The sequence below is a fragment of the Mucilaginibacter sp. genome, assembly GCF_036568825.1.
In the GTDB taxonomy this organism is placed as follows: domain Bacteria; phylum Bacteroidota; class Bacteroidia; order Sphingobacteriales; family Sphingobacteriaceae; genus Mucilaginibacter.
Genome location: NZ_DATCRU010000050.1, coordinates 1 through 9,504, shown reverse-complemented (window position 1 = coordinate 9,504; position 9,504 = coordinate 1). Strand labels below are relative to the sequence as shown.

The following is a 9,504-nucleotide window of genomic DNA, read 5'->3' as shown; positions in this document are numbered from 1 at the left end:
AACTAATACCGCCGATTCGCGTTCTATGTCTGACAGCGGTAAACCATCGCCGTCAGAAGCTGTCCAATCATCAGCACATTGATAATTTTTAGTTAATTTACCCCATTAATCTAACAAAATGAAGAAGCTGTTAATCATCGCATTACTATTCCTTACTACCGTTGCATTTGCTCAAAGAAGGTATAAGCCAGGCAGCCCTATCGTTATATCCGGCCGCAGCAATGTCACCATCGAAGGTTATCAGATAACCGGTGGTCTGTCCAACTGCATCTACCTGCGCGATTGTTCAAACGTGCATATCACCAAATGCAAACTGAAGGATTCAAAAAAAGTAGGCATCCTGCTCGAAAATTGTAAAAATGTATTGATTGATAGCTGTTACATCGCCAATGTGCAAACCGGCGTAAATGCCAAAAGTTCGGTAACTGTAAAGGTAAACCACAACTATTTCCGTAATATGAATGGCCCCTTCCCTGCCGGTTGTGCAGTACAGTTTAATAATGTAAGTGCTCCCGCCAGCCAGATCAACTATAACCGGGTCGAAAATATTGCAGGTGAAGCAGAACATCCGCAGGACTTGCTGAGCGTATACAAATCAAACGGCCTGCCCGGTGATTCTATACAGGTGATCGGCAACTGGATCCGCGGAGGTCAAATAATAAAAGACTCAGGCGGTGCAGCCGGTATCGTTTTAGGCGACGTTGGCGGCACTTATCAAGTGGCTCGCTATAATGTAGTTATTAACGGTGGCTTTGTAGGCATGCAGGTGCAGGGCGGCAGCCATATTAAAATGGATCATAATACCATATACAGCTCACCAACAGGATACTCAAACGATGGCCTTTCATACGGAAACTATTCAGGTCAGCCAAGTGACGACGTAGAGATCAGTTATAACAAGATAAGGTTCTTCAACAAAAACGGCAAAGAAGCCGATAGTTGGTGGGACCCCAAAACTGTATCGAAACCAAAAGGTTGGGAAACTAATATACAGGGAGCGGATATAGACGAGAAGATCCTCCCTCATCACCTGGATGACGGCCAAGGTGATGAAGATGATCATGGTCATCACGATAATCGACATTAAATTATCTAAAAATGCTATAGACGTTTATAACATATTTGTAATAATCACCCGTATAAAACGTCTTATGTTGACAAATTAAAAATATTTGTACTAGATTTGTAATTGAAAACAGATACATCTAAATCAAACCCTACTTATTTTTAATTGTCTTACAGTTATTAATGAGTAAACGATGAAAGCAATGGGCAAACTTATAACACCTTTTAACCATAAAAAGGAAGTTTCTGTACACATGGCTAGTGTTAGGCTTGCTAATACAACAAAAGGCTATTTAGCTAAAGTAAGTGCCGAGGAAATTAAAGCCAGGCGGGTTGCCGCTTATCGGTATCTATTGCCTTAATGTTTGAGCCTGAAACAAGTTACCCGTATCGTAGAGTGGGCGACCATTCTGGTCTGACTACAAACAGAAAACATGTTGAGCATCTTACTATATATCAGTTTAGTACGGATAAATATCCTTATTTGATTGAAGTAGAGAGGTACCCATGTCAAATTTATGTGTTCAAATTTTATAGGCGGCAACACAAGAAAAACAAACAACGGTTCAATTTAATGACTAATGAAGGCAAATGTGCCAGAATAGTCGCTACATGCTTTAGTATTTTTTTGAGTATTTATGAAAAAAACCCATTGGCTAGTTTTGGTTTTCTGGGTGCTCATACAATTGATACTCAAAAACAAATAATTGAACCTAAAAACGAGACACGTCGCTTTGTAGTTTATCGGCAAGCCGTTCAGAACTATTTTGGTACTGATACATTCACGCATTTTTCAAATCCCGAAAACAGTATTTACCTGGCTATTAGCAACAAAAATAAAGATGTTGCTAATATCGCTGAGATTGCCAGTGCAATGATTGAGCAATTGCTTGATCTGTAAATAGCTCGATACAAATTTATATATGTTCAGTGCCTTACTTCCTTTAAGGCATAATCATACTATCCCTTTATCTAAAAACTACATCTCGGGTAATCAAAGCCTGGCGTTAACTCCTATTATCTTATGAAATTAAGTTCAAATGGCGAAAAGCTCATCAAAAGCTTTGAAGGCCTGCGCCTTACCGCCTACCGCGACATAGCTGGTATCTGGACAATTGGCTACGGCTCAACCCGCTACCACGATGGCAGATCCGTAAAACCCGGCGATAAATTAACCGGCGAAATTCAGGCATCGGCAATTTTTGTCAATACACTTGGTCAATACGAAGATGCTGTCAACAGTTATGTAAAAGTCCCATTAACGCAAAATCAGTTTGACGCTTTAGTTTCCTTCACTTATAACGAAGGTACCTATGCTCTGAAAGAGTCAACCCTTTTAAGAAAACTCAACGCAAAAGATTACGACGGGGCAGCAGATCAGTTTTTAGTGTGGAACAAAATTACCGATCCGCAAACTGGTCAAAAAGTAATATCCGATACCCTCACAAAGCGCCGTGCTGCCGAACGCCATTCATTCCTTTCAACCCCGCAAACACCATGACAACTATCGAACATCGCGAATTAAAAGGAATCACTATCAAAAATCTCCTTGTAACCATCTTCAGTACAGCCAGCATTGTGGCAACAGTAATGACCTCGTACCTGCAATTAAAAAGCGACATACATGATATCAAACTCAGCCAGGAAACACAAAACCGGGTATATGATATCAGGTTGAAAGTACTCGAAACACAGGTTTCAGTATTGCAGCACCAGGTAGACGAACTGAGTAAAAAGTAAAGTTAAGTGGTTGATTGAGTTGATTATGTTAAGTATTACTCTATCGCAGACAGTCCAGCCATTCAACTCAATCAACCACTTAACCCAATCAACCATTCACTAAATCACTAATTCACTAATTAAACAAACTATGAGCTTACAATCCTTCCTAACAAAGATCTGGAATCAGATCAAAGCATTATTTGATGGAATTCCCGCTGAATTGAAAATCGCCATCCACATTGGGGTTGAGGTCACCGAAAACATCAAAACTTTTGTCGATTCTCCCGCCGCAGATATTTTAACTGCCATCATCCCCGGCAATATTGACGATGAAGTAAAAAACTGGCTTCGCGCAAAATTACCCACTATCCTAACCGAATTAAAACTAGCTGATAGCTGTGGGCAATTAACGGACCCTGCTGAAATAACAAAATGTGCTGTACAAGTGCTCCAGGGATTAGACGGAGATATCAAGAGCGCATTTCTTCACAATTTGTCCATCTTAATTGCCCAAGTAGCTTCCGATAGCAAGTTGACCTGGAGCGATGGTGTCTACATCCTCCAATGGTACTATGAGCATGAATTTAAAACAGCGGCGTAATACCAGATATGAGTATTGAGATTTGAGACAATCTGAGAGATCAAACTATAAGTGCGAGAGCGAAAAGCTATTTCTCATATCTCACGTCTCATATCTCAAATCTAAAAAGAAAAGTGCCCGGGACGAGATTCGAACTCGTACAACCTTACGGATGCCACCCCCTCAAGATGGTGCGTCTACCAATTTCGCCACCCGGGCATAAAAAAGATATGAGATATTAGATCTGAGAAATGAGACCAAAACATCTCATATCTAAAATCTCACATCTCATATCTAAAGATGGTGTGCCCGAAGAGAGACTCGAACTCTCAAGAGACAATTCTCAACGGCTTCTGAGACCGCAACGTTTACCAATTTCGCCATCCGGGCTTGGGGTTGCAAATATAGTTGTTTATGTTATATCGCTCAAAATAAATATTAAAATATGCCCGCTTGCTAAAAACACTCATAAAGGCTAAATTCGGATGACTGATTTAACCGAATTATGATTAAGAGAAAAGCCACTTTAGTAATATTATTAATCGTTTTCGCCTTAAACTTAAAGGCACAGCATATCGAAGTATTACAGCAGGGCAACGCAGCCAGCATCCGTGGCTTGTCCGTTGTAGACGACAGAGTCGCATGGATAAGCGGCAGCAAAGGCACTATAGCGATAACCAAAGACGGCGGAAAAACCTGGGACTGGCAACAGGTAAAAGGCTTTGAAAAATCGGATTTCAGGGATATTGAAGCTTTTTCTTCTAAAGAAGCTATTATAATGAGTTCGGGTACGCCAACTGTGATCCTGAAAACAACAGATGGCGGGCAAAACTGGAAAGTAAATTATAAAACCATAGATACCGCCGTTTTTCTTGATGCGATGGATTTTTCTGACCGGCTAAACGGATATGTACTAGGCGACCCGATAGATGGTAAATTTGTATTGCTGCAAACAAAAGACGGTGGAGAAAGATGGGAGACTTTCAGAAAATGTCCGAATGCCATTCGGGATGAAGCCGCCTTTGCTGCAAGCGGTACCTGTTTAAGAGTAGATAGAAACAAATTGAACATAGTAACTGGTGGCACCAGAAGCCGGCTGCTTGAGTATTCGCCTGGCAACAATTTATGGGATTATTCTCCTTTGCCTATCATATCCGGGAAACCGAGTCAGGGCGCATTCTCTTTTGCATGGTCTGTTAATGGATCATTAAGAGTTTTTGTTGGGGGCGATTATGCTGATGATAAAAAAACAGATTCGGTTGCATCATATCTTACAAATCACTCTAATTTGATTAAATCTGCTAACCCCGGTCCTGCAGGTTTTCAGTCAAGTGTAGAGTGTATTTCAGGTGAAACTTTTCTCTCAACCGGTACTCCGGGGAGCAACTTAACAACCGACGGTGGCAAAACCTGGACAAAAATAGACGATACCAGCTATAACGTTTGCCGCAAAGCCAAGCACGGAAAACTTGTTCTATTGGCCGGAAACGGTGGGAAAATAGGCATTTTTAAAATGTAGTTTATTGGTTATTAAGCCATTATTCCGCACTTTAAAATTTATTTAAAATAGGTTTGCAAGCAATATCAATAAACTCTATATTTGCACCACTTTAACGGAAACGTACAAGTTGATTCTGTAGCTCAGCCGGTAGAGCATAACACTTTTAATGTTGGGGTCCTGGGTTCGAGTCCCAGCAGGATCACAAAGTGAGCCCAGCGGGATCACAAAGACCTGAAAGACGGTCTTCTGTTTAAAGTCAAAAGGCGCATGAAAATGCGCCTTTTCTGTTTAAAATGCATTTCAAATGCGATTTTGGCCATTCTGCCAAAAAAATAAACAAATCATTTCAAATCATTTCAGATCAAACCAACTGGTGCCCTATTTGAATTGGGCACCAGTCGATTTATCTTTAGGGCACCAGTTCGACAAATAATCAATTGTACGACAATGGTTTATGGCAGCAATTTGAGTTTTCGGAGTCCCGCTAAACAAATTGTTCACCAAAGTTCATTGAAATGAAAAATCATCAAAAATTAACGTTGCTATTCTGGCATCGTAAATCAAAAGCAGACGCCAAAGGATATGCGCCTGTTATTTGCAGAATTAGTATTGAGGGGGAAGAGTCCGAAGAGCTTGCCATCGGCAGGAAAGTACATTTAAATAATTGGGACGTTGAAAATAAGATTGCTAAAGGAGGCAGTCTGGAGAAAAAGACCAATCTTAAAATAAGTGAGGTAACAGTAGACCTTAACAGGGAGTTCGTCGTGTTACAAGCCGGTTATGAACGCATAACCCCTTTGATGGTCAAGAATGTTTACAAGGGTTTGCCGCCAATGTTAAGTAAAGGCGGCCCCACTCCGGAAGTTAAGGTTGTTCCCACCCTGCTACAGGCATCTGACCTTCATATCGCGAACTTCAAAAAAATGGTCGATAAGAAACTCAGATCGCCCGAAACGTTAAAGCAGTGGAACGCCACCAGAAAGAAGATCGAAGAGTTTTTAGTAACTCAGTTCAGACTGAAGGATATAGGATTGACCGATTTGGATTATTCATTTGCGGTAAAATTCTATCATTACCTGACTATCGACCGTGAAAAAGTATTGGGGGAAGCTGCAGCAAAAAAACAGGTAAAAAACCTGAAAGAGATTTTAACAGTTGCAGAAACAAGCAATTGGATTCCTAAGAACCCAATCATCAAGTTTAAATGTGGAGGGGATGAAACGGATATTCCACCATTGGAATATTTCGAGGTAGAACGCATTTGGAACAAGGACATCTCTATACAGCGCCTCGCAGAGGTTCGGGACGCGTTTATTTTCCAGTGTTTTACCGGGTTTGCTTTCCAGGATGTTTATGCCCTGAGTATAGAGAATATTATAAAAGTGGGTGTAAGCGGTGAGTCCTGGTTAATAAAGGACAGAGGGAAAACCGGAGTTAGTGAAACGGTTCCAATCCTCCCGATTGTGGAAGAACTTATTGAAAGGTATAAAGATCATTCGTGCCGGCGAGTACAGGGCTTGCTCGTACCGGTTAACAGTAATGCAAGATATAATGCCTATCTAAAAGAACTTGCGGTGATCTGCGGTATTAACAGGGAACTGAACACCCATTTGGCGAGGCATACATTCGCTGATATGATGTTGAATATTATGGAATTTTCGTTGGAAGAGGTAAGTAAGATGTTAGGTCATAAGACGACAAGGACAACTCAACGGTATGCGAAAGTGAAGAGGAATAAGATCAGTAAAACCCTGGCTCGGGTTAGAGGGATTGTGTTTACTGACGAAGGCCAGCTAAGAAAGATCGCTGTATAGGTGTATCCGTGAGAATATCTTTCAGATAGGGATTAGCAAAACGGCAAATCCCTATCTGAATTTGCTTTATTGTCCAATAATATAAGTTCTAATGTTATAAACAGAAAGCAATAGCTCAACTCAGATCACATCTGCACCGCAAGTCCGGCCAAAATACCATCCCATAATTGCAGGCGCGCCCGGAGTGCATTATTTGATGCTTCGGCTGCTTCCTGCCATTTTTGTTCATCCTCGCCACAAAGTTCGGCGACCATTTGATAGGCCAGTTGCGAATGGTGATCTCCATCCACCTCTATATGCCTTTCCAGATAGTATTTTAAAATATCGAGCCTGCCGGGGAATGCGGCAGCTATCTTTCTCACCAGTTCAATGAATATGGATGGAATCAGATCTTCGCGCCCGAAAGTAAAGACGGCTGCAATGATGTGAGGTTTTTGGGTAGCTATCACTTCAAACGTGTGTTTCACGAAATCGAGTGCAGCGCCCGGTAGCATGGTTATTGCCTCCTGTAACGGAGTGCCGTTTTGTAAAGCACCTATGAATGCGTTGACCGTGGAGGTATCTGCGCCCGCCTGTTCCATCGCTCGCAGATACAGCTCGAAATGGCTGGCCCGTTCACCCCGCTCATCCACATCACTTTCTTCGCCGGTCACGATCTCATTGATCAGGTACCTTGTATGAGGATCGCCCACAGGCAACCAAGGGAACGTGGTACAGGTTAATTGCTGCTGTAAGGCCTTCAATAGGGACATAAAATCCCAAACTGCAAAGACGTGCTGCTCAGTAAAACTCTGCAAGTCTTCGAGTGTCGCCAATTGATGATATAAGGGATGTGCGATAAGCTCTTCCCGTACCTGCGCGATATGGGTTTTTAATTTTTCAACCCTTGATGCTGTTTTCTTTTCCATTGTCAGGCGGCGAAGATACACGTTTCGCGGATTCTTCGCCAAATGGTGAGGTTGGTTTGATTAATTGTCCAATCGTGAAGCTTGCTACGCCGCCGACAGTTTTTGCCAACTTGATTTTTCCTTTGGGCTTTTTCGATTTCTTTGACATCTCCAAAGATAACGGTTAATTAGAGGTATCGCTTTCATAATTATGGAAAAACAAATGGTATTAAAATAGGCTTAGGTAGAGGTACCTGGATGTGTCTTCGGTCTTTTGACCTGCCGGTATACCTCATCTAATGCCTGTTGAAAGGTCGTTACCCACAGCTTGCGCCGGTGTTGATGAAGATAATGAATCAATTCTCGATGGGCATCTTCGGATATAGTGATATAGTCCCCACCGATGCCATGCATCATGATCACGCCCAAGCCTCCCTTAGCTTCAACACTTTTTACAAAAGCAATTAATTGCTTACTACTTTCACCGCCATCAAGTCCATAGGACGGTACACGTAAGGTGTCAAGATGCATAAAATCTGTGATGACCGCGCTGCTGTCGCCCCCAGCACGTGCATATTTCACTAAACGATATTTGCGTAGTGAATCGACATAATCTTTGCCGCCCACGAAAGTTTCAGCACAGGGATAGGCGAATGTGCGCGTGGTATGGCCGTCCACAGCAAACAGAAAACGATCCATCACCTCAATCTCGCGAATGACACGGTAAGCGGTATAAGGTTCGGATGGAACGGGGTTATCGTCGCTGCCCGAACAAGGATGAAAGACGGTGTGATTGCCTAACTCAAATCCTTCCTCCGCCAATTTGCGCCATCGCGGAATGCTGAGGCTGTCGATATCACTGGTCAGAAAAAAGGTCGCCTTCAGCCCGGCGCGCTTCAATTCCGGGGCAGCATTGTCAAGCTGTGAAGGCAATGCATCATCATAGGTGAGCACGATGGCGGCTTTTTTATGATCCGGCCAGTGTACCTGTTGTGCGTAAACCGTATTTGTTAAAAGTAAAATGAACAATAGGATCGATCTCATATGAGGGGATTAAATGTTTAAAAAATCGGCTGAAAAAATAAACATGGCCGGCGAAGTATCCGCGTGTTTGAAACGGTGTTTGCGTGTCCCGGCCATCATCGCTTAAAAAGTTCAAGTAAGTGATCCGAAAATGAAAGAGTTTGGTCAAGGACTATAACCATCAATCCGCTCAGCACGATGGTCGCCAGTTCCAGGGTTACCCGCCTGACCACTGCTTTGTCGCTGACCGTACGCCAAATAATCGGCAGGTTTATGATGGCACTTGCCAGAGAAGAAAGTATCGCTACGTCGCCAGCAACTGAAGCGCCGAGTTGTCCGTGACTGGCCATGCTGGCAGCTGCGGCTGTGGTGCTGGCACTGCTTGCCAGGCCGCCGAAAAAGCCGGTCGCCAGCATACCAAAACGACCAAACGCCCTTGTTAGCAGGATTCCACCTACTTGTATAACAATAAACAGCAGGCCGAAGCTCAACACTTTTTTCAGCGAGATCGGAGTATCGAGTTTAATGACTTCCTGATTTACTTTTGCGCTTTTTGATTTTCTTTGCCTATGCACGTCAAGCCATAACCAAAGGCCGGACACCAAGCACATAACGATCAGGGGCCATAAAGTAGCTGCCAGTGAGGGCGGCGAGAAAAGAGCGACCAGTAGCAGGTTACGGCTAAACATGGCGATGGTGGTCAACAAGCAAAGGGCGCTTACCCTATCTGTCATACCGCTGCTTTCTGCCCGGCTGCCCAGTTCTGCCACTGTAGCGCTGCTGTTAACAAGCCCGCCGAAAACCGCGCTCCAATACAGCCCTCCGCCATGAAACACCTTCAGGCAGACATAATTCACAAAGGCAATCCCGGAAATGGCGATGACGCTCAACCAGGCATCATGAGGATTAAAT

Annotated in this window: 12 protein-coding genes and 3 tRNA genes; 9 read left to right on the top strand and 6 right to left on the bottom strand. The window is 43.1% G+C overall.

Annotated elements, in window-relative coordinates; all coding sequences use genetic code 11:
* Positions 1–118: 118 nt before the first annotated feature.
* The 6 genes from VIM89_RS09980 to VIM89_RS09955 all read left to right on the top strand — a co-directional run bounded on the left by VIM89_RS09980 (position 119) and on the right by VIM89_RS09955 (position 3,388).
* Positions 119–1,087, top strand: coding sequence for a right-handed parallel beta-helix repeat-containing protein (locus VIM89_RS09980; RefSeq protein ID WP_488156003.1), 969 nt, complete (start codon positions 119–121; stop codon positions 1,085–1,087).
* 181 nt (positions 1,088–1,268) lie between these two features.
* On the top strand, positions 1,269–1,427 hold the full coding sequence (locus VIM89_RS09975; RefSeq protein ID WP_488156002.1) for a hypothetical protein: 159 nt from the start codon (positions 1,269–1,271) through the stop codon (positions 1,425–1,427).
* 212 nt (positions 1,428–1,639) lie between these two features.
* Positions 1,640–1,966, top strand: a complete 327-nt coding sequence (locus tag VIM89_RS09970; protein WP_488156001.1) for a hypothetical protein — start codon at positions 1,640–1,642, stop codon at positions 1,964–1,966.
* Between the two features lie 123 nt (positions 1,967–2,089).
* The gene (locus tag VIM89_RS09965; RefSeq protein ID WP_488156000.1) at positions 2,090–2,566 is read left to right on the top strand and encodes a lysozyme; all 477 of its coding nucleotides are present in this window, start codon (positions 2,090–2,092) and stop codon (positions 2,564–2,566) included.
* Complete coding sequence (locus tag VIM89_RS09960; RefSeq protein ID WP_488155999.1) at positions 2,563–2,805, top strand: hypothetical protein; 243 nt, start codon at positions 2,563–2,565, stop codon at positions 2,803–2,805. The genes VIM89_RS09965 and VIM89_RS09960 overlap by 4 nt, the downstream gene beginning before the upstream one ends.
* Positions 2,806–2,935: 130 nt before the next feature.
* Positions 2,936–3,388: a hypothetical protein gene (locus VIM89_RS09955; RefSeq protein WP_488155998.1), complete on the top strand. Its 453-nt coding sequence runs from the start codon at positions 2,936–2,938 to the stop codon at positions 3,386–3,388.
* Positions 3,389–3,502: 114 nt separating this feature from the next.
* Here the strand turns inward: VIM89_RS09955 and VIM89_RS09950 are convergent.
* Together VIM89_RS09950 and VIM89_RS09945 are read right to left on the bottom strand one after the other, a co-directional pair.
* A tRNA-Leu gene (locus VIM89_RS09950) sits at positions 3,503–3,586 on the bottom strand.
* A gap of 87 nt (positions 3,587–3,673) precedes the next feature.
* A tRNA-Leu gene (locus VIM89_RS09945) sits at positions 3,674–3,757 on the bottom strand.
* Positions 3,758–3,872: 115 nt separating this feature from the next.
* Here VIM89_RS09945 and VIM89_RS09940 point away from each other — a divergent pair.
* The 3 genes from VIM89_RS09940 to VIM89_RS09930 all read left to right on the top strand — a co-directional run bounded on the left by VIM89_RS09940 (position 3,873) and on the right by VIM89_RS09930 (position 6,682).
* Positions 3,873–4,886, top strand: coding sequence for a YCF48-related protein (locus VIM89_RS09940; protein WP_488155997.1), 1,014 nt, complete (start codon positions 3,873–3,875; stop codon positions 4,884–4,886).
* A 111-nt stretch (positions 4,887–4,997) separates the two neighbouring features.
* Positions 4,998–5,070 (top strand) — tRNA-Lys (locus VIM89_RS09935).
* A gap of 313 nt (positions 5,071–5,383) precedes the next feature.
* Positions 5,384–6,682, top strand: a complete 1,299-nt coding sequence (locus VIM89_RS09930) for a phage integrase SAM-like domain-containing protein (protein ID WP_488155996.1) — start codon at positions 5,384–5,386, stop codon at positions 6,680–6,682.
* Positions 6,683–6,807: 125 nt separating this feature from the next.
* Here VIM89_RS09930 and VIM89_RS09925 read toward each other — a convergent pair whose 3' ends face one another.
* The 4 genes from VIM89_RS09925 to VIM89_RS09910 form a co-directional block, all read right to left on the bottom strand.
* Complete coding sequence (locus VIM89_RS09925; protein ID WP_488155995.1) at positions 6,808–7,590, bottom strand: DUF3050 domain-containing protein; 783 nt, start codon at positions 7,588–7,590, stop codon at positions 6,808–6,810.
* The gene (locus VIM89_RS09920; protein WP_488155994.1) at positions 7,562–7,738 is read right to left on the bottom strand and encodes a hypothetical protein; all 177 of its coding nucleotides are present in this window, start codon (positions 7,736–7,738) and stop codon (positions 7,562–7,564) included. The genes VIM89_RS09925 and VIM89_RS09920 overlap by 29 nt, the downstream gene beginning before the upstream one ends.
* Positions 7,739–7,809: 71 nt before the next feature.
* Positions 7,810–8,613: a polysaccharide deacetylase family protein gene (locus tag VIM89_RS09915; protein WP_488155993.1), complete on the bottom strand. Its 804-nt coding sequence runs from the start codon at positions 8,611–8,613 to the stop codon at positions 7,810–7,812.
* Positions 8,614–8,708: 95 nt separating this feature from the next.
* The coding region (locus tag VIM89_RS09910) for a DUF4010 domain-containing protein (RefSeq protein ID WP_488155992.1) at positions 8,709–9,504 on the bottom strand (796 nt) is incomplete at its 5' end.

Bases quoted from the DNA above. Each gene is read 5' to 3' on its own strand.
- VIM89_RS09930 (WP_488155996.1), top strand. From the start codon at position 5,384: ATGAAAAATCATCAAAAATTAACGTTGCTATTCTGGCATCGTAAATCA.
- VIM89_RS09970 (WP_488156001.1), top strand. From the start codon at position 1,640: ATGACTAATGAAGGCAAATGTGCCAGAATAGTCGCTACATGCTTTAGT.
- VIM89_RS09975 (WP_488156002.1), top strand. From the start codon at position 1,269: ATGGGCAAACTTATAACACCTTTTAACCATAAAAAGGAAGTTTCTGTA.
- VIM89_RS09980 (WP_488156003.1), top strand. From the start codon at position 119: ATGAAGAAGCTGTTAATCATCGCATTACTATTCCTTACTACCGTTGCA.
- VIM89_RS09965 (WP_488156000.1), top strand. From the start codon at position 2,090: ATGAAATTAAGTTCAAATGGCGAAAAGCTCATCAAAAGCTTTGAAGGC.
- VIM89_RS09955 (WP_488155998.1), top strand. From the start codon at position 2,936: ATGAGCTTACAATCCTTCCTAACAAAGATCTGGAATCAGATCAAAGCA.
- VIM89_RS09915 (WP_488155993.1), bottom strand. From the start codon at position 8,613: ATGAGATCGATCCTATTGTTCATTTTACTTTTAACAAATACGGTTTAC.
- VIM89_RS09940 (WP_488155997.1), top strand. From the start codon at position 3,873: ATGATTAAGAGAAAAGCCACTTTAGTAATATTATTAATCGTTTTCGCC.
- VIM89_RS09960 (WP_488155999.1), top strand. From the start codon at position 2,563: ATGACAACTATCGAACATCGCGAATTAAAAGGAATCACTATCAAAAAT.
- VIM89_RS09920 (WP_488155994.1), bottom strand. From the start codon at position 7,738: ATGTCAAAGAAATCGAAAAAGCCCAAAGGAAAAATCAAGTTGGCAAAA.
- VIM89_RS09925 (WP_488155995.1), bottom strand. From the start codon at position 7,590: ATGGAAAAGAAAACAGCATCAAGGGTTGAAAAATTAAAAACCCATATC.